Origin of the sequence: Okeania sp. KiyG1 (assembly GCF_014132355.1) — a bacterium.
GTDB lineage: Bacteria > Cyanobacteriota > Cyanobacteriia > Cyanobacteriales > Microcoleaceae > Okeania.
Map to the genome: position 1 here is coordinate 12431 of NZ_BLZO01000043.1, position 16904 is coordinate 29334.

General features: G+C 36.3%; 22 protein-coding genes and 3 pseudogenes. 5 read left to right on the forward strand and 20 right to left on the reverse strand.

Annotated elements, in window-relative coordinates; all coding sequences use genetic code 11:
• Nucleotides 1-142: 142 nt before the first annotated feature.
• The 3 genes from SAGCYANO_RS07445 to SAGCYANO_RS07455 form a co-directional block, all read right to left on the reverse strand.
• Nucleotides 143-550 (reverse strand): helix-turn-helix transcriptional regulator, encoded by a 408-nt coding sequence (locus tag SAGCYANO_RS07445; protein WP_202219499.1) that lies wholly within the window; start codon nucleotides 548-550, stop codon nucleotides 143-145.
• 100 nt (nucleotides 551-650) lie between these two features.
• Complete coding sequence (locus tag SAGCYANO_RS07450; RefSeq protein ID WP_202219500.1) at nucleotides 651-950, reverse strand: hypothetical protein; 300 nt, start codon at nucleotides 948-950, stop codon at nucleotides 651-653.
• A gap of 117 nt (nucleotides 951-1067) precedes the next feature.
• Nucleotides 1068-1331 carry a hypothetical protein gene (locus SAGCYANO_RS07455; protein WP_202219501.1) on the reverse strand — a complete coding sequence of 88 codons (264 nt, stop codon included), beginning with the start codon at nucleotides 1329-1331 and terminating at the stop codon, nucleotides 1068-1070.
• Between the two features lie 298 nt (nucleotides 1332-1629).
• Between SAGCYANO_RS07455 and SAGCYANO_RS07460 the strand changes: the two genes are divergently transcribed.
• A complete protein-coding gene (locus SAGCYANO_RS07460; RefSeq protein ID WP_202219502.1) occupies nucleotides 1630-2019 on the forward strand; it encodes a hypothetical protein in 390 nt (129 codons plus the stop codon).
• A 586-nt stretch (nucleotides 2020-2605) separates the two neighbouring features.
• Here SAGCYANO_RS07460 and SAGCYANO_RS07465 read toward each other — a convergent pair.
• The 5 genes from SAGCYANO_RS07465 to SAGCYANO_RS50065 all read right to left on the reverse strand — a co-directional run bounded on the left by SAGCYANO_RS07465 (nucleotide 2606) and on the right by SAGCYANO_RS50065 (nucleotide 7309).
• Nucleotides 2606-3436, reverse strand: a complete 831-nt coding sequence (locus SAGCYANO_RS07465; RefSeq protein WP_202219503.1) for a hypothetical protein — start codon at nucleotides 3434-3436, stop codon at nucleotides 2606-2608.
• Between the two features lie 215 nt (nucleotides 3437-3651).
• Nucleotides 3652-4377, reverse strand: a complete 726-nt coding sequence (locus SAGCYANO_RS07470; RefSeq protein ID WP_202219504.1) for a hypothetical protein — start codon at nucleotides 4375-4377, stop codon at nucleotides 3652-3654.
• A gap of 601 nt (nucleotides 4378-4978) precedes the next feature.
• Entirely contained in the window at nucleotides 4979-6022 is a 1044-nt protein-coding gene (locus tag SAGCYANO_RS07475; RefSeq protein WP_202219505.1) for a PEP-CTERM sorting domain-containing protein, read from the reverse strand.
• Nucleotides 6023-6054: 32 nt separating this feature from the next.
• Nucleotides 6055-6999, reverse strand: coding sequence for an RNA-guided endonuclease InsQ/TnpB family protein (locus tag SAGCYANO_RS07480; RefSeq protein WP_375339892.1), 945 nt, complete (start codon nucleotides 6997-6999; stop codon nucleotides 6055-6057).
• The gene (locus SAGCYANO_RS50065; RefSeq protein ID WP_375339853.1) at nucleotides 6989-7309 is read right to left on the reverse strand and encodes a helix-turn-helix domain-containing protein; all 321 of its coding nucleotides are present in this window, start codon (nucleotides 7307-7309) and stop codon (nucleotides 6989-6991) included. The genes SAGCYANO_RS07480 and SAGCYANO_RS50065 overlap by 11 nt, the downstream gene beginning before the upstream one ends.
• Nucleotides 7310-7370: 61 nt before the next feature.
• Between SAGCYANO_RS50065 and tnpA the strand changes: the two are divergent.
• Nucleotides 7371-7783: pseudogene (gene tnpA / locus SAGCYANO_RS07485) on the forward strand (IS200/IS605 family transposase).
• Nucleotides 7784-8324: 541 nt separating this feature from the next.
• On the opposite strand, the pseudogene SAGCYANO_RS07490 reads toward tnpA, so the two are convergent.
• From SAGCYANO_RS07490 to SAGCYANO_RS07510, 5 genes and pseudogenes are all read right to left on the reverse strand, one after another.
• Nucleotides 8325-8465 (reverse strand): annotated as a pseudogene (locus tag SAGCYANO_RS07490) (DUF6760 family protein); the annotation flags it as partial.
• Nucleotides 8466-8485: 20 nt separating this feature from the next.
• The gene (locus SAGCYANO_RS07495) at nucleotides 8486-8848 is read right to left on the reverse strand and encodes a phage tail assembly protein (protein WP_202219507.1); all 363 of its coding nucleotides are present in this window, start codon (nucleotides 8846-8848) and stop codon (nucleotides 8486-8488) included.
• A gap of 193 nt (nucleotides 8849-9041) precedes the next feature.
• Nucleotides 9042-9482: a phage tail protein gene (locus tag SAGCYANO_RS07500; RefSeq protein ID WP_202219508.1), complete on the reverse strand. Its 441-nt coding sequence runs from the start codon at nucleotides 9480-9482 to the stop codon at nucleotides 9042-9044.
• Between the two features lie 72 nt (nucleotides 9483-9554).
• Entirely contained in the window at nucleotides 9555-10694 is a 1140-nt protein-coding gene (locus SAGCYANO_RS07505; RefSeq protein ID WP_202219509.1) for a phage tail sheath subtilisin-like domain-containing protein, read from the reverse strand.
• A gap of 55 nt (nucleotides 10695-10749) precedes the next feature.
• The gene (locus SAGCYANO_RS07510; protein WP_307785836.1) at nucleotides 10750-11574 is read right to left on the reverse strand and encodes a phage tail sheath C-terminal domain-containing protein; all 825 of its coding nucleotides are present in this window, start codon (nucleotides 11572-11574) and stop codon (nucleotides 10750-10752) included.
• Between SAGCYANO_RS07510 and SAGCYANO_RS47385 the strand changes: the two genes are divergently transcribed.
• Nucleotides 11522-11644, forward strand: a complete 123-nt coding sequence (locus tag SAGCYANO_RS47385; protein ID WP_255502485.1) for a hypothetical protein — start codon at nucleotides 11522-11524, stop codon at nucleotides 11642-11644. The two genes, SAGCYANO_RS07510 and SAGCYANO_RS47385, sit on opposite strands and share 53 nt — an antisense overlap.
• A 43-nt stretch (nucleotides 11645-11687) precedes the next feature.
• On the opposite strand, the gene SAGCYANO_RS44315 is transcribed toward SAGCYANO_RS47385, so the two are convergent.
• The 5 genes from SAGCYANO_RS44315 to SAGCYANO_RS07530 all read right to left on the reverse strand — a co-directional run bounded on the left by SAGCYANO_RS44315 (nucleotide 11688) and on the right by SAGCYANO_RS07530 (nucleotide 14646).
• The gene (locus tag SAGCYANO_RS44315) at nucleotides 11688-12479 is read right to left on the reverse strand and encodes a hypothetical protein (RefSeq protein WP_237395921.1); all 792 of its coding nucleotides are present in this window, start codon (nucleotides 12477-12479) and stop codon (nucleotides 11688-11690) included.
• A 30-nt stretch (nucleotides 12480-12509) separates the two neighbouring features.
• The gene (locus SAGCYANO_RS50070; RefSeq protein ID WP_202219554.1) at nucleotides 12510-12752 is read right to left on the reverse strand and encodes a hypothetical protein; all 243 of its coding nucleotides are present in this window, start codon (nucleotides 12750-12752) and stop codon (nucleotides 12510-12512) included.
• 9 nt (nucleotides 12753-12761) lie between these two features.
• Nucleotides 12762-13136 carry a carboxypeptidase-like regulatory domain-containing protein gene (locus SAGCYANO_RS07520; protein ID WP_237395922.1) on the reverse strand — a complete coding sequence of 125 codons (375 nt, stop codon included), beginning with the start codon at nucleotides 13134-13136 and terminating at the stop codon, nucleotides 12762-12764.
• 28 nt (nucleotides 13137-13164) lie between these two features.
• Complete coding sequence (locus tag SAGCYANO_RS07525) at nucleotides 13165-13752, reverse strand: DUF4255 domain-containing protein (protein WP_202219511.1); 588 nt, start codon at nucleotides 13750-13752, stop codon at nucleotides 13165-13167.
• A gap of 681 nt (nucleotides 13753-14433) precedes the next feature.
• Nucleotides 14434-14646, reverse strand: a complete 213-nt coding sequence (locus tag SAGCYANO_RS07530) for a hypothetical protein (protein WP_202219512.1) — start codon at nucleotides 14644-14646, stop codon at nucleotides 14434-14436.
• 269 nt (nucleotides 14647-14915) lie between these two features.
• On the opposite strand from SAGCYANO_RS07530, the gene SAGCYANO_RS07535 reads away from it, so the two are divergent.
• The gene (locus SAGCYANO_RS07535; RefSeq protein WP_202219513.1) at nucleotides 14916-15230 is read left to right on the forward strand and encodes a hypothetical protein; all 315 of its coding nucleotides are present in this window, start codon (nucleotides 14916-14918) and stop codon (nucleotides 15228-15230) included.
• A 10-nt stretch (nucleotides 15231-15240) separates the two neighbouring features.
• Nucleotides 15241-15435 (forward strand): hypothetical protein, encoded by a 195-nt coding sequence (locus SAGCYANO_RS07540; protein ID WP_202219514.1) that lies wholly within the window; start codon nucleotides 15241-15243, stop codon nucleotides 15433-15435.
• Nucleotides 15436-15551: 116 nt separating this feature from the next.
• On the opposite strand, the pseudogene SAGCYANO_RS47390 reads toward SAGCYANO_RS07540, so the two are convergent.
• Both SAGCYANO_RS47390 and SAGCYANO_RS07545 read right to left on the reverse strand, forming a co-directional pair.
• Nucleotides 15552-15689, reverse strand: a pseudogene (locus SAGCYANO_RS47390) (zinc ribbon domain-containing protein); the annotation flags it as partial.
• 12 nt (nucleotides 15690-15701) lie between these two features.
• A complete protein-coding gene (locus tag SAGCYANO_RS07545; protein ID WP_237395923.1) occupies nucleotides 15702-16703 on the reverse strand; it encodes a transposase in 1002 nt (333 codons plus the stop codon).
• Nucleotides 16704-16904 lie beyond the last annotated feature (201 nt).

Below are 16904 nucleotides of genomic sequence, written 5' to 3' on the forward strand. Positions count from 1 at the left end.
ATTTTTTGAACGATCGATCGCAGTTCAAGATTTTTAACATGAATGCAATATTACTATGATGCAACGGAAGTACGGATGGAGTGATGCTCGGCTCAAGTGCAACTAACTGCACTTGATTACACGGGGGAGCGATCACTACATCCTATCCGGTTAGTACAACCCACTTTTGATTCAGTTGATGGGCCAATCGGCGTACTTTTCGAGATGGTTTGTTCTGGCCATTAATCCAGTGGCCAATAGCTCGAACCGAAACTCCTAGAGCTTCAGCTAATGTAAAACGGGAAATATTAAATTTTGTTAGCAGTTGTAGTGGGTCCAATTCTGCTGTTTCGATTTTTGGAGGGAACGGCAGTGGCCACTTATTTAAAATCTGTAAAAGTTCCCAGGCTAGTCGTTGAATAGTCCGGCTTGGGTTTGTTGCGCCACACATCCATCTCGATACGGCAGATGGATTGACTCCCAGGGCTTTTGCTAGTTGCGTTTGGGATAGCCACTGGAATTGCAAAAGTAGGGAGGCTGGATTTATATCCTCGAAATGTGCTATATTCATGGTTCAAGAATTTTTTAATTATCTTTTTTGGCTATAGGGAAGCTTGTAACTTCCTTGTAGTTTTTATTTAGCTTAAAAGTAACCAGGTATTACTATTAAGTCAAGTACCATCAACAAAGTGTTTTTTGAATAACTGACGGAATTCGTTGATGATGTTGGCCTGTTTTAGCATGACCTTGACATAGTCTGGATGCCCTTTGAAATCAGCTCCCCAGTTTTTTATAGATTGCTCGGTAAAACCTGTGACTTTTGCTAACTCTTCGATACAGCGAGCTTTGTATCCTCGCTGTTCTGGTAAAGTGTTGTAAAGTACAGGGACCCATATTTGACAATACTCTTCAGGACTCATGCCAGTTTTAATATATGAATTATTTTCTACATGGCATTTTGTTATAGGCATTGTCTAGGGTGAATTTGAACTACATCTATATCTATGGTAATCAATAGTTACCTTTGAATCATATCTGGCGATCGCTACACAGTTCAATTAATTCTCTATAAAAACAGCTTTTAAAAACTATTTTATAGAACAAATTTGTTCAGCTTTGAGGAGTTGCAATTCTGACAATAAACTATGTACAGCCTCTAGATGTTCCACCTTAAAGTGAATTACAAACCCTTTTCCGTCTCTGCTGTAGCCAGGACAGTTCAAGGCTACCCCCTCCTCACCTTCTCCAAAAGTCGTTTTTGCTGAAAATAGCCAGTCATCGGGAGTTAGGCTGTAATGAGTGTCCGTCCAGGTTCTGTGCGGGGACTCGGAAATTTGAGTAGTTTTGTTCATCAACCTCCGTAGAGGCCCATACGGGCAATTCTTAAATGAGTTTGTCTGTACCTGGTCGAGATACAGTTGTTACGCCGTGGCTTTGGTGAGTCACGGTTTTGTTTTGTTATAAGTTTGTTGAGGTACTAGCTACGGTGCTTGAGCGCTCTGGCTTTCTCCTGCGTTTCCTCTTTAATGTTGATCTAAGTATACGGTAATAAGGTATTTACCGTCAAAAGTAAATAAAGAAAAAGTATAACCTAGATGTAAAGATAACAGGTAGATACAGATATATAGATAAAAAGAAATATTAAGCAGGATGGCCAATGATGACAGAAAAATTAAGACCTCCATTGTATTATCTCAATGGGTAAAACAGATGATAAAGCGGGTTGCGGCTAGTGAAGATGTAGCTATGAGCGATTGGATCGAACAAGCTTGCAGAGAAAAATTGATGGATTTAGGCATCTTGCCAGTTCACGATTACAAAGATTTGGCCGACTTGGTAGATACACACTACGATTTGCTTAGGGAGCAAACCCAAATACCTACATCAAATCTTAACAACATTCGTCGAGGAGGCAGTTGCTCTGAAATTGACTTGCTAAGGGTGGCGATGTGTTTAGACATCAGTGAAACTGATATCCGGAATTTAGCTACGAAATCAACTACTAACTTAACTCAAGAGTATTGCAGCGATGCAGTTTAACGTCAAGAAAGTAGTTTTACCTGGGATTACGAGCCTCAAACTTGGGCAAATTTGGAAACTTATTTTGAAAGATTTGAGGTTAACGGTGAATCTTATAGTTTCAACTAGAATCTGTATGCTGAACCAACTACTACTCCTAGTGATGTGAGGTTGCCTGTGGCATAGATTGACTTTTGTGGGAAGCGATCGCCTTTATCTAAAAGCAAGCGATCGCTCCAGCTTTAAGATTAAGTCCGACATTTTCCGATAGCATTTGCTATCGGAAAGACACAGTAACAAAAAAATGTAACTATGGCTTTGAGTATTAGGTGTGGGGTGTAGTGCGAGCGCTCTGAACTCGCACTACACCCCTTCCATTCTCAATAAGCTTGATATTTGACTTTGGCTATTATTCAGCTTAACCTATAAATTCCTTGATATATCTATCTTCCAGCTTGCTTGTCACCCCGTGAGCTTTCCAAGACCTATATTTACTAATGGAGTACAATCTGACATGAGTAAATTTCTGGAGTTTTTTCTGGATGATAAGCAATGAGTGTGAATTTTGTATCTATTACAAAACAACTTACTTGTGTAGCATTGATGTCTATGATAAAATCTTTTTTGACAAATAAGAACCAATAAGGAAAATTCCTAAAATAATAATAGATTTTGAAGAAGTATTTTCATTAGTACTACGATGTATCACTTCTGCACCAAGATTATCAATGGAAAAGAGTGGATCACGTGGTGTAAAAGTTTTAAATTTTACTTTTATACGTTCTATTTTCTTATCAGTATTGTTAGGCGGGTCAAGTTTTGGAATTACTGTATCATTTATTATATCTGGAATATTATTTGTATCACCTGAAGCAGTTCCAAAATCGTATTTCCATTTTCCATCTTTTGGAATCCAATCAATTCTAAAAAAACCTTGAAAAGCATCAATTTCGCTACAAGGTTGATCTAAATGTATTATTTCGTTACGTCTAGTAATTAAATCTATATTTACAGTAACACGAATAGCACAGTTTTTTTCATTTTCATTAAGTAATAATGAATTATCGGAACTCTCTACTAATACTTCGTCTATTAATACCGTTAAATCAAAATCTGAAATAGTATCACTTTCTCCTGAAAAAATTTCAAATGTAAGACCTTCTCCTATCAAAAAATCAAACATAGAAAAGTCCATTTTAATCCATTGAGCATCAGGAATTACTTCATCTAAAAATATATCTACTCCATCACCTATATCATTAACTGTTACATTTAATGTTCCTGAAGATTCTTCAATAATTCCATTTTCTAAAGGGCTGTAGATAGAAGAATCTATGATTCCATCACTAAAATTATCTTCAAAAGATGCTCCATAAGCAATAGGAGTTATTGTAAAAGCTGTCATTAAGCTTGCTAAAAAATAAATCTTCTTTAACATTATTTTTCTTTTTATTAATTAAGAGTTTCAGAATGAGACTGTTCTAAGTTCCATTAATTTTCAATCTACATCTAGGCATAAAACTAGAGTAACTGTAATTAAGTGCCAAGTTCTCTGCAATCACAAACTATATAACGATTTGACGGCATTCCAGTATTCACTATTTTAATAAATAGTTGATGAAAGATACAGCAGACTTTTAATATTTCTTGCCTTTAGAAAAATTTTCTCTTGAATTTACTAAATAAACCAAATATACCAATGTTAAGTATTCCAAAAATAAAAGAAGGTTCTGGAACAGAACAAAATTCTTCAAGAGGCATTTCAACTTGAGCTAAGTAAAAATTTCCGGTGGTTTCTGAAAATTTAGATAAATCCCAAGTTACCTCTGTATTTAAAAAAGATGTTGGTAATGTTGATAAATCATTAATTTCAGTTATAGAAGCAGAATATTCTGTTCCGCTTCTTAATCCAAATATTGAAGCTTCTTTTAAAGAAGTTCCTTCTGGCATGCTGATTAAAGAAAAATTATCAGGAAATGTATTCCCTGAAATTTCATCCAAGGTAGAACTACTCATTAACCATGGAATTCCTATTAAGTCTTTAATAGATGGAAGTTCTATTATATCAATTTTCCCTGGATAAACATTAACTACTCCAAATGTTTTCGTTTCTGTGACTTCTATAGTTTCCAGATTAAGAATAGGTAAAATTTCACCTTCATCACATTTACATTCTTCTATCTCTAGACAAAATTCTCCTATTAGCTCACATTCCCATCCACTAACTGTTTGCACTACTTTAGACTGGCCAGTTGGAACTTCTAAGTCAAATACTTTTTTGAGTTCTACATTATCATTGTTATGAGTTACAATGCTGCCATTAAGTAAAGCTTTAGCTGGAAATGTAATTCCCAGAATAGTAGTTTTAGCAATAAGCAAAGAAAAATTAAAGTATTAGTTTTCAACATAAAAAGTTCCTTCTAAACTAAAAAAAATTGCTTATAACATTTCTCCATAAAGCTGCACTTAACGGAAAATTGGTATTGATCATATATATCTAAAATTAATAATCTCACAGTAATTCCACGGCGATCGCTCATTTTTCTGCTCACCTATCTGCTCATTTTTCTATAAAACTGTTCACTTTTATGTTCACTTTTTTATTAAACTGCTCACTTTCTGTTCACTTTTTTATTCAGAACGTTCAAAACCAAAGAACCAGCGAAACTATTGCCAGCATCTAAATCTTAGATTTGGCAGGCTTCCTATCATTATCTAGATTTGTTCAAAACATCAAGAGAGAACCGAGGAATGTCCCTTAGTAGCTCTTAGAGTATTTATAAACTGAAGTTTAGACCAGGGCAAACGCATCTAAATTCTGGAAACTTGTACCGTTAAGCTTTACAGAATTGGTAAATATAAATACTTAGGAGCCTGACATCCTTACTCTGTTAGAACTTCAAAATAAGATGCATTTGCCCTGACTTCTGAGGTGCAGTGTTTACGAATTAATCAGGTTTTTAAGGATTTTCACAACAGCTCAAATGGTCTTAACGTAAGTTTTTGTAACATTACTACGATCGCCCATATCTTCTTTTTTTGTGGATTTAGAAGACTTAAATTTACGCTTAAGAGTTGAACTTACTCCTAAAATACCAAGGGTAAAAATACTAAAAACACTTGATGGTTCAGGAATTTTTTTATCATCGTAAAATCTGATCTGCTGTCCAGTGTCAGGATTTTTTATTGTGTAACTAAGTAACCATGGATCAAATCCATCAACAGAATCAAATAGACCTAAATCAAAGGTAAATTTATTAATTTCGTTTACATTTAAAGTTGCTAATTCAATTCCAGTATTTGTATTTAATGGATCTAGATGAACAAGATTGATTTCTGTGAATCCTGTCATTTGTAATAGTTCATTTGATTCTGGAGAGGGTAAATTTAGTATATTGGGTTGAATTGTAATTTGATTATTATCAATATCAAAATTCGTAAAATTATTTGCAGAAGTTCCTTGATATAAATTAGTTATTTGAGCAATTATATTAGGATCTAAATTAGGATTTACAGGAATAGGAGGATCTAATGTTTGCCAAAGTTCAGGGCTTTCATTAAGTTCCATTTCATGCAATATGTCTATATGGTCAGCCATACACTCAGATATAACAAAAAGTCCTCCTAAACGAGTGGATGTACCTAAACCATTACTAAGATTACAAGAAAAATCTCCTTGATCTAGTCCAAATTCACCCCAGTCCCATCTTACTTGTGGTGGATTTGAAACAAGGCTTTTTCCACCATTAAAAATTGAAAGTATTCCTGAAGGCTTTGGAGGTGGGATACTTATTCCATTATCAAAAAGATCTTTAAATATTACATTGCCTGAACCATCTACCTTATCAAAAAAAAATACTCCTCTTCCTATATCACCTGTAGTTTGCCCATCCATGAATCTAGTATAAAAAAAATCTCCACCTACGATTGTTCCTGTCGTTGCCGCTTTAATTTCATTGTTATTAATAGTAGCCTCTAAAGCTATAAGGCTAAAGCTTATCAAGAAAATTTTTCTCAAATTCATAAATACATCCTCTTAGAATTTAATTGGGAAAGTCATAACGTGACATACTCCCACACTAACCTTGCGGTATAGTGTGGGCTTCTCGTTTCCCAGTCCCGGTACCCCGTCGGACAAGCGCGTGCTTTAAGGACGGAATGCCCTACCGCCCTATTTTTGATATTTATTGCTGCATTCACATCACGATCGATCGCAATACCGCAATGCGGACAAGAATGAGTTCGTATGTTTAATTTTTTGGGAACTTTTTTTCCACAGTTTGAGCAATTTTGGCTGGTATTTTTGGGGTTCACTGCTATAGTTTTCTGTCCAGCATTTTCGGCTTTGACAGTTAAAATAGTTAGAAATTGTCCCCAGCCAGCATCATTAATTGATTTACTCAAACGAGTCTTTGCTAGCCCTTTAATGTTTAAATTTTCATGGGCGATAACTTCGGCTTTTGATAACAATTCATTAGCTGTTTTGAAATGAAAGTCTTTACGTTTATCGGCTACCTTTTTGTGTTGTTTCGCTACAGACAGAAGAGCTTTTAACCATCTTTTACTACCTTTCTTTTTACGAGATAAACGTTTCTGTAGAGTCTTTAATCGCTGCTGAGATTTTCGATAGTATTGGGGTATGGGGACAGATTCTCCTTCACTTGTTACTAAGAATTCCTTCAGTCCCATATCAATTCCCAGAGTGTTTTTTAATGTAGGTTCAACTTTAGTTGTTAAAGCTGGAACTGATTTGTCTTCTAGGGATAAAGTTACATAATAACCATCTACTTTACGGCTAATTGTTACTGTTTTAATTTGAAAACCTTCTGGTATTGGACGATGCTGAATTAACTTTACTTTTCCTATTTTGGGCAAATTAATCTGATTTCCTTCAATACAGTTAAGTTTGATTTGAGGATAAGTAAAACTGCGATAACGTCCTTTTCCTTTAAACCTTGGTTTGCCTAATCGCTGCCCGTTTTTATCTGCTTTAAACCACAAGCACAAAAGCTAGTTTTACCCGTTTAATGCAATCCTGGCATACCTGAGAATGAATTAATTTGTACTCCCGAAATTTATCTTTGGTATTGACCAAATCCTTTTTCTGAGAGTAATAATCTGGATTATCTCTTAGTTGAGGAATTGGCATCACTAAGGGGCAAGCGTTAACCGGACAACAGTTTTCTGACCACCATGAGAACCGCTCGCCTAATCTATAGTTGTACTGCCGACGTAACAATTCTAACCACAGTTCTATTGTGGCTATTTGTTCTTTGTTCGGCCTTAACTTGTATTGGTAGGCAGTGCGCATATCTGCTTTAACTTAGTGTATGCTTTTATTTTAACACCAAATTTTGAAAATGACAACTAATATGCAATCGGATTTTGTATCAAGTGGTCGTTCAGTGTCAGATTTAAAAGCCCATTTAATCTTAACAACCAAATACAGGAAAGATGTTTTTACAGCATCAATGCTGGCTCGCTTAAATAAAATTTTGGAAGAATTATTAATTAAATGGGAGTGTAAATTAGTAGAATTTAATGGGGAAGAAAACCACGTTCATATTTTGTTTCAGTATCATCCCAACGTTATGTTAAGCAAGCTAGTTAATAACGTTAAAACAGTTACAAGCCGACGATTAAGAAAAGAATTTTCAGCAACATTTTAATGCTATTTACTGGATGCGATGTTTTATGGAATGGCTCTTATTTTATTGCTTCTTGCGGTGGGGTAACAATTTCCACTTTGAAAAAGTACATTGAAAATCAGAAAACCCCAGAATAATATTGTAAATTAGTGGGACATCTCCTCCCACTAATTTACCGCCAATTCATCTCACACCAAATTAAAATTATGGTGTGAGGCTTCTTGGCGGGTCAGCTAAAAAGTTCAAAAAGTTAGTATTTTGGGCAGACAAGGACTGAAAAATCAAGGGACAACTCTTCCTACTATCTCCTCTATAATTCCCATTTCTCCTGACTCCTAACTTCTTCTCCTGGGATAACTTCCCCTCCTAACACCCCTCCTGGGAGAGGCAGGGCTATTTCAAAGTCTAGTATATTAACGATTTATGGAGAACGGGAGATAAGGGGATAGGGGAACAGTAAAATTTACCAAAATTTGGCGATTTTTCACCCAATAAGCGTCCTTTTTGCTCTGAGAAAATATTTGGTTCAACGTCGCTTAAAAGCCTCTATCCCCGTGTCTGGTGTGTCTGGTGTGTCCCCGTGTCTATCGAGAATGAAACAGCCCTGCTCCTGGGAGAGGTGGGTTGGGTTTGGGTGGGTCCCCCACTCTGCTTTTTTCAGCAAACCCTAATTATCAATTATCCATTATTATCGTTTAGTCGCTGATTAATTTGTGCGACTTGTCCTACCCACTGCTGACGTTCTCGGTGTTCCATTCTCATAATCTGTTCATAAGACCAATGAAAATGATATGCCAGATAAGCTACCTCCTCCATGAGTCTTTCTAGGGGGTAGCTAACTACTCCCCCAGTGGAGTAGTTTCCACCTCAAACTCTCCACCACAATGAGGACAAGCTACCCGGAGGCGACTGTGACCATTTTGGTTAATTCTTTGATAAAAATCTTGCAGATAAACAAAATCTCCAGAAAATAAACCCTCAATTACCTTAGTATTAATTTGCTCTAAAGTTCCTAGTCGAACTACTGTCCTTGCTAGGAGAATAATTACTAAATAACCAGGATTTTTCTGTACTCTTGGATCTCGCATCGGAGCAATTTCATCATAAGCTGTAGAAAGTCTCATAATACCTTCTTTGTGGGTATTGCCTTCCAAGTCAAGATATCCTTGGGGCAAGATAAAAGGAAATTCTGTTTGCTGCATGATTTTCAAGTCAAAAGTCAAAAGTCATTTCAGTTATTCGGTTACCATATAAAATCATGATAATTACTACATTCAAGTCATTGCGACTTACACTCCGTGAAAGGAAGCAATCTGATGAGTGGTACGAGATTACTTCCCTTCGGTCGCTACAGACAACTGTTTAACCTGATTTTTTGGTCAATCAAAAAAAATATTAACCTACGGTAATTCCTTCGTGAACTAATTCCAGAGTTTCTATAGCAGTTTCATCTGAGGTAGCATTAAAATCTGGAGCTGTCCAAGTTGTAGGCCAGCATTGTTCTAAATTCCACCTGATTTTTTCTTCTCCTTTGTCATCTGCCAAAATAATCGAAAGATTACGCCTATCCGTTTCCCCATTTTGTAATTTTTTGTGCCATTCCCACATTTCTTGATTATCAGTAATTCCTCGTCTTAAGGTAATGTTACCATATTCATTCATTCCAGGGATTTTACGTTGACCTAAAGATTTATCTGTTCCTTCTCTGTAAGTTCCGGTGTTGCGAGTAGCTGTTAAACCAGTACATTCTTGAAAACCAGCGTGAACAATACCATCCCATTCAACCCAAAAATTATATCCACTGTAAGGATCATGGGGATTAGAAATCGTTGGCATAAGATAACCTCCTTAAATTGAAATTAATTCATTAATTGTGATAATGAATCTCCATTCATTATCAATTATCAATTATCCATTGGTAATTGTAATTCCACTACTACTTTGAATCAGCAAAAGTTGAATAAATTCTCCCGGAATAGTCGGAGCTAAACCGACTTCTGCTATTACCTTTCCCATCTCTAGATTTTCAGGGGGATTAGTTTCCGCATCGCATTTAACATAAAATGCTTCTTGAGCAATAGCACCTTGAATAGCTCCTTGTTGCCACAAAGATTCACAATAAACGCTTAGTTCCCTTTCCAGGCGCATCCATAAACGGAAATCATTGGGTTCAAACACCGTATCCGCTAGATTCTGATTTGCCCAGCGTCCAAAAGTCAGAAATAAGCGACGGACATTAACATATTGCCATTCAGGAAGGGAACTAAGAGTTCGCACTCCCCAGACTCGTATCCCTCGTCCTCGTATGCTACGGATACAATTAACACCTGCTCCAATTTGGGGATTTAGCTGTGCTTGCTCTGTTGGAGTTAAGGAAAAACTCAAATCCAGTACCCCTTCAAGTTCTATATTGGCAGGTGCACTATGTACTCCAAATGTGCTGTCAGTAGTTGCATAAATTCCGGCAATATAACCGCAGGGAGGAATGGACTTAGGATTACTCGGATTTGTCAGATTTTCTATTTTTAGCCAAGGTGCATATAACGCCCCATTATTGCTCGTCAGTTTCTGTTTTTGCTCATCTAATTTTTGGATATCATTTAAACCATCAAGAATGGCAAAGCGATCGCCCATACGATTACAATGTTCTAAAACAGTTTGCTGCATTTGAACAACTTCTTCTAGTTGTTTGATTAGCATGATGTCTGGAACACAAACCAAATCAATATTTTCTAGGATTTCGCTTGCTTCTAAACCTTGTTCCAGTGCCTCAAGAGTATTATCTGCTATTGCCACAACATAACAAAGATTACCTCCCTGTTCAAAAAATCCTTTGACAGCATCACCCAAATATCCCTTGCTCTGTGGCAAACTACTAAAATATTGGTCAAACTCAGTCCCCAAAGTTAGCTTGAGAGGTCTATTCTCACCTGCTTTTACTTTTGCCAAGCCAAGGAATACCGGAACACCAGTCAGTAATTCCGGTTCGGGTGTCGGAACAATATGGGTAAGAGAAACTCCTGGTATTCTAGACTCATTCGTTGACATAAATATTAGTTCGTAGCTCTTAGTTATCCTAAAATTGACTATTTATTGCCTATTTTCACGAACCAGACCATTGACTCAGACGGAAAATCACAAATTCAGCTGGCTTAACTGGTGCAACTCCAATCTCAATAATGACTTGACCTAAATCCCGTACTTCTGGTGGGTTATTCTCTGCATCACATTTCACATAAAAAGCTTCTTGGGGAGTAGCTCCAAATAATGCCCCGCTGCGCCAAACATTGGTCAGGTAAGCATTTACATTGCGCCGAATTTTTGCCCAAAGTTCTGCATCATTCGGTTCAAATACTGTCCACTGAGTTCCTTTCTCAATAGAATCTCTTAGTGAGAGAAACAGACGACGAACGTTGATGTACTTGAATTCCCCGTTTTCATCACCGCCAATGGTACGGGCACCCCAGATTCTGATATTGCCATTAAGTTCCCGGATACAGTTAATACCATCAGGATTTAGCCCGTCTTGCTGATTTTTAGTGACTTTGTAGTCTAGTTCTAATGCACCAGAAATTACCTCGTTAGCAGGGGCTTTATGGACTCCCCGTTGAGCATCTACGCGAGCATAAACTCCAGCAATATGTCCGCTAGGGGGTACAGAGGTATACAAATCTTCACCTTTGCCATTAGGATTCAAAATCCTTTTGACTGGATCGGATACTTGAATCCAAGGAAAGTAGTATGCAGCATAATTAGAATCATCTGGCTTGTCTTTGTCTTTTACGTTACTAGAGTCTATCGCTACTTGATCATCATTCTTCTGGTTGCAGTCAAGGATGGCGAAGCGATCGCCCATGTTCTGACAGTGGGTGACAATGGCACTACGGCTAGCTGCATCAGTAATTCCTGGTGCTGCTACAATTGCAATTTCATCTATCGCCTCAAATTTTTCTAAAACGCCTGTAATATTACCAGCTTCTGTTACACGGGATACATAGCAACGAGAGCCACCATTATTGAAAAAACCATAAACAGCATGAGCTAATTGCTTCTGTCTTTCATCCCTTGAGAAATCACCAAAGTATTTTTAAATTCATTAAAGTTAGTACATAATTTGACTTCATTAGCAGCAACTGGGGTAAATGTCGGAAATCGTTGTTGGTAATCTGCTGTAATAGTAATCAGTGTTTTTGTTCTGTTACTCTCGTATAAAGTCGAATCGTCTGTGATCAAAGTAACAGGAATAGTCATCCTTGTAACTTTATATACATCATCGTTCAAGATTTGTACATTACTTGAATCGAGGTCTGTACCGTTAGCCTTTAACTTCCATGTTGGTACTGTATTATCATCATTAACTGGATACTTATCAAGATATATTTCCCAGTTTGGTGTTTCCGATAAATTTATATCTTTTTGGATTGTTACAAGAACTTCATTTGTTACTTTAACTGACTCTACAATATACTTAACTTTGACTATTTGATCTGCTGTCGGTGCTGGTTCTATAGTAATTTTTGCTTTTTTGCTTGCATTTCCCGCTTGGAATGTTGGCTCAATTTCTACACCTGAAGAGTTCCTTGTCTGAGTATCAACAATAAGAACTTTAACTTTTGCTTCTATATTAACTGGAAAATTGTTTAGGTTGAATTCTGTTTGTTCTCCATTTCCAGGAAACTCTTCTGATACCTGCATAAGAGGACTTATTGGAATTTGAATTGCATCACTTACAACCCCTATAAAACCAGCCGTACTGGTGCTGAGTCCTGTTATTGGAGCAGAACCGGAAGAAATTTCTTCTACATAAACACCGGGCGACAAATAAGTAGGCATTTGATAAACTCCTAGATTAGATATGTTGTACTAATTTCCTTGACGCTCAAGAGAAAAATTCTGTTCAGTTACCTCTCTTAGAGAGATATCAACTTCTTCATCAACTTCTTTATAGCCAGTAGCAAATACATTTAGTGTTACCTTGTTGTTTGTCTGAAGTGTTAAAGTTTCTAGACCTAAGCGGTAATTCCCATCAAAATTGCTTAACGTAAACTTTGGACTGTTGGCAACTTGTATTTTTGCTAAACCTATTCCGTTGGAACCAGAATCTATAACCTTACCTTAAATTCCAACTGGGAATAAATGAATATCATGTATGGCCGTTATAATTCTATTATTGCTAGAGTCTTCTGTTAAACTAAAATCTTTGGTACCATATTGATTTCCACTTCCAGGTATGGAAGCTGCAAGAGTATATTCACCTCGAGGTAAATCAACAAAGTAAAAATAACCATCACTAGCTGTAATTTTTCGGTCAGGCCGATCGTTCATTTTTTCCCACTGCGAACCGTATTGCAATGCTTTTAGGGATAAAATTTCTTGGAATTTATCTGGCATTGCTATTATTTCTACCATCGCCCCAGAAATTGGTTTTTCCGTTTCCCCTTCTTCTAAAACCCTACCAGCGATCGATATCTGTGGGTTATATATAATCATATTAAGCATGATTACTTTCCTTAGTCAACTATTGAGAGTTAGGTTGATAAACTCCTACCAGTCCCACTTCTGTTACTGCTTCATCTACAGGAACAGAAATAGTAATAGTACAATGCAATACAACCTTGGGTTTTGTCCCATCTTTTCCACCCATGGCTTGCCAAAATTCCCCAAAACTTTGTAAATTACTAGGACGCAAACTAATTAGTCTCAGGGGGAATTTTTGTCCTTCAAAGTCATTTTCCACAACATAGGTTTCAGGAATTTGTCTATGGCGCAGTAACACCTTCATAACTTCTCCCAAAAGTTGATGTTCTGCCTGGATATCTTTTTCATCTTCAAGCCAAGCAGTAATTAGATATGAACAATCTACCCTAGCAGGGGGACGTTTTTTGAGAGCTTTACCATTACTTTGCCGTTCAACTAACCAACTTCTGTCACGTAATTCCAAGTTCTCTCGCACGTCGTAGAGAAAACAATTGATTGCTGGCTTTTCTTGGATCGCCCCTTGATAGGGTGTATCAAAACTGATAGAAACCTCTGTTTTTGTTCCAGGAAGGTGTCGGATTTCTTTGTTCAGTAGAGATTTTAAGGTATCATCTAAATCCTGAAGCATGAGCTAATTTTTATCGTTGAGTGTAACATATTACAGTAATTTTCACTTTCATAAAATCAATACAACAGTTTACAAGTTGATGAACTTCCACTGAGTTAGTAGGCAACAGGCAAGAGAGAAGAAGGAGTATAAATTCATTGAACTCTCAATTATTTTCTTTTCTGGCAACGTCTACATCAAAAGTAAGCAGAGTCCATGACTCCTTTACATGGGGACAGGGATAAACAATTCCCTGGACAAGACGGCTCCTAATTATTAGCGTGTTATAGACGTTAGATATACAACTTTCACATTGCACATATTCTATCACTACTTTGCATGCAAAAAAACCTAAAAAAACTTAAATGGATACTTCAAGTAAAGTAAAGATTTATGATTAAATCTAAACTATTAGCTATAACAATTCAATATCAAAAAAAATGTACCCTTGGCCTAATTGCCGAATTATTTCATAGCGGTTATTGATAATTGTATTCATATATTTTCACATTTACAGGCTTATATATTAAACAACTTAAGTTATTTAATATAATGTACCTAAATCATAATTTATAATTTCTCAAACATAAATCATCTATTGATAATCGTTTTATATTATGTCTACTAAACAGTAGACACACTTACTATACAGGTTATTCAACCGTTAATTTAATTTAATGGATAGCGATCGCTTTGACAAAATTACTGATTCACCAAATCAAAGATGAATTCTCGTACTTTTTCCCGCCATTCGGGTATCTTTTTTAGTTTTTCCAAAGTGTTCTCATCTACACAAATATTAGTATTTTTGTTCAATGCTCCTTTCTCTGGATGAGACCGCTTGAATTTATGCTTTTCGATCCCTTCAATTTGCCGTTTATAGCTAGCTTCACTCAATTTCGACTTAGCAACCATTGTCCCCCTCTCCTTGGTTTTTAGCTCATTATAACACTATCATAGCAGCGTTAAATATAAGGATAGCTTATGATATGCCGAGCTATTTACGGGAAATATTATACATAAATCAACTTAACGCTACTATAGTAGTGTTTGATAGTCTTATAAAGGAAAGGGAGAAGGAAAACCCCAAGCCAAAAGTTAACCAAATCTTCCAAAAAAAACTTGGACCAAGGCGATTAAACCAAAGCCCAAGGCACAAAAATAAGCTAATCAGAAATAATACCATGCAAACACTACAATGTACAACACCGCAAGGTACAACTAAGTCTTATCAAACTTATCAAAATAACAACACTTCTCAAAGCAACGATAACTGGCTATATGCCGGGACTCCCGAAGCTTGGTTATACGTTGATTACAGCCAGCCTCCTTACGACATTTGCACAGAAGCTGAAACCACTGCATATAAGTTTCCAGACTATGAGGAGGATTGGGATTGTTATGATTACTCAACTCCTGCAAAAACACCAGAGCAGATATGGCAGGAAGTAGAAGACTTCATAGCATCAGGTTCTTCAGATGATTTCGATGAATTCTAGAGGGTGAGCCATGACAGCCATAGAAGCCGCGATTGTAGCTTCTATGGATTTAGGTAAGTCGATCTTACCCGAATTCATAGAAGCCGTTTATGGGTATGGTGATGATGTGGCAATAGTGACCCCCGACGCAATCATCACTTTATCAAAACAAACTTTTCAAACCTACTTAACCGACTGGTTGGAGGCACTGCTTGAAGTTTCTTGACACTCGCCCGTTAAATCAAAGATTATAACGGGTGATTCTTGTTTCGCAGACTCTGAGCTAGGCAACAAATCAAACAAGTTGATCTGTACCCCCGCCAGACCGTCTCCACAAGCATTTTAATTAACCGTGTGTCCCACGGCTTTTAATCCTCTTTTTTTAATTATTTTGGCAGCAGCTATATCACGATTTATGTGATATCCACAGTTGCTGCAATTATGGTTCCTTTCAGACAATTTCTTCTTCTGAATATGACAGCATAATGGGCATTATTGAGAAGTATAATCTTTATCAACCTTAGTGTAATACTTTCCTCGCTTCCAACAAATATAAGGAAGTATTTCATTGATAAATTGACCGATTCCAGAGTCTAAAGATTGTTTTCTAACTATTCCTCTATACCAAGAAACAAAGTTGATATTTTCAACAAAAATATTGTCTGCTAAATTGCAAAGTTGATGAGCTAATTTAAAATGCCAATCACGCCTAGTATTAGCTATTGTTTCATGTAGTATACCTATTTTATTCTGAAGTTTTAACCAATTGTTTGAGCCTTTAGTTTTATGTTTAAGTCTACGTTGCAGCAATTTAAGCTCGCGTAGTTTACCCAACAAAAACTTAGGGGCTTTGATTAATTTTCCAGTTGAAGTAGCTATAAAACTTTCTATTCCTGCATCTATGCCTAATGATGTTTTTCCTACTGGATTATCTGGAATTAACTCTGCTGATTGGAAACTAACCATTAAATAATAACCGCTAGCTTTCTTGACTACTCTAGCTTGTTTAGCTGCCATACTTTCTGGATATTGCCTACTTTGTCTAATCTTTATCCATCCCAATTGAGGCAGTTTAATTCTGTTATCACTCAAGCAGTTTTTCAACATGGCAGGAAAAACAAAACTTCTCAATCTTTTCTTAAATCTAGGAAAACCTTTACCTAGACTTTTCATCTCAGAAAATGCTCTATCTAAAGTTTTCAAAGTTTGTTGCAGAACTTGAGCATTAACTGACTTTAATCTAGGATTAGACTTCTTAGCTGTTGTTAAAGTTTTAGCTTGAATATTGTAGTTAGGATAAGGAGTATCAGCAGGAATAATATATTCGGAAATAATTGAACAACTGTTTATTGGTGATTTTCTTGAACTCAACCAGTCTTTTCGTTCTCTTAAGGCGTAGTTATACACACTTTTGCAAACATCAAGAATATGATTAATCTCAGCTTCTTGTTGCTTGATTGGCCTTAATTTATACTGGTAAGTTAGAGTTATCACTTGACAGCTTTTATTACTTTTGAATATACTTCTATTGTAATGCAAATTATATATACTGTAAATGGTTAGAAAAAATAATTTTATGGTCAGATTAACTGACAATAGAAAAGAAATTTCTGCAATTAACAATTATTAATTATTTTGTTAATTTAACTTTACTGAAACCATAGAAGCAGTAATAGTAGCTTCTATGGCTGTCAT

Bases quoted from the DNA above. Each gene is read 5' to 3' on its own strand.
- SAGCYANO_RS07445 (WP_202219499.1), bottom strand. From the start codon at position 550: ATGAATATAGCACATTTCGAGGATATAAATCCAGCCTCCCTACTTTTG.
- SAGCYANO_RS07450 (WP_202219500.1), bottom strand. From the start codon at position 950: ATGCCTATAACAAAATGCCATGTAGAAAATAATTCATATATTAAAACT.
- SAGCYANO_RS07455 (WP_202219501.1), bottom strand. From the start codon at position 1,331: ATGAACAAAACTACTCAAATTTCCGAGTCCCCGCACAGAACCTGGACG.
- SAGCYANO_RS07460 (WP_202219502.1), top strand. From the start codon at position 1,630: ATGGCCAATGATGACAGAAAAATTAAGACCTCCATTGTATTATCTCAA.
- SAGCYANO_RS07465 (WP_202219503.1), bottom strand. From the start codon at position 3,436: ATGTTAAAGAAGATTTATTTTTTAGCAAGCTTAATGACAGCTTTTACA.
- SAGCYANO_RS07475 (WP_202219505.1), bottom strand. From the start codon at position 6,022: ATGAATTTGAGAAAAATTTTCTTGATAAGCTTTAGCCTTATAGCTTTA.
- SAGCYANO_RS50065 (WP_375339853.1), bottom strand. From the start codon at position 7,309: ATGCGCACTGCCTACCAATACAAGTTAAGGCCGAACAAAGAACAAATA.
- SAGCYANO_RS07495 (WP_202219507.1), bottom strand. From the start codon at position 8,848: ATGCAGCAAACAGAATTTCCTTTTATCTTGCCCCAAGGATATCTTGAC.
- SAGCYANO_RS07500 (WP_202219508.1), bottom strand. From the start codon at position 9,482: ATGCCAACGATTTCTAATCCCCATGATCCTTACAGTGGATATAATTTT.
- SAGCYANO_RS07505 (WP_202219509.1), bottom strand. From the start codon at position 10,694: ATGTCAACGAATGAGTCTAGAATACCAGGAGTTTCTCTTACCCATATT.
- SAGCYANO_RS47385 (WP_255502485.1), top strand. From the start codon at position 11,522: ATGGCACTACGGCTAGCTGCATCAGTAATTCCTGGTGCTGCTACAATT.
- SAGCYANO_RS44315 (WP_237395921.1), bottom strand. From the start codon at position 12,479: ATGCCTACTTATTTGTCGCCCGGTGTTTATGTAGAAGAAATTTCTTCC.
- SAGCYANO_RS07520 (WP_237395922.1), bottom strand. From the start codon at position 13,136: ATGATTATATATAACCCACAGATATCGATCGCTGGTAGGGTTTTAGAA.
- SAGCYANO_RS07525 (WP_202219511.1), bottom strand. From the start codon at position 13,752: ATGCTTCAGGATTTAGATGATACCTTAAAATCTCTACTGAACAAAGAA.
- SAGCYANO_RS07530 (WP_202219512.1), bottom strand. From the start codon at position 14,646: ATGGTTGCTAAGTCGAAATTGAGTGAAGCTAGCTATAAACGGCAAATT.
- SAGCYANO_RS07535 (WP_202219513.1), top strand. From the start codon at position 14,916: ATGCAAACACTACAATGTACAACACCGCAAGGTACAACTAAGTCTTAT.
- SAGCYANO_RS07540 (WP_202219514.1), top strand. From the start codon at position 15,241: ATGACAGCCATAGAAGCCGCGATTGTAGCTTCTATGGATTTAGGTAAG.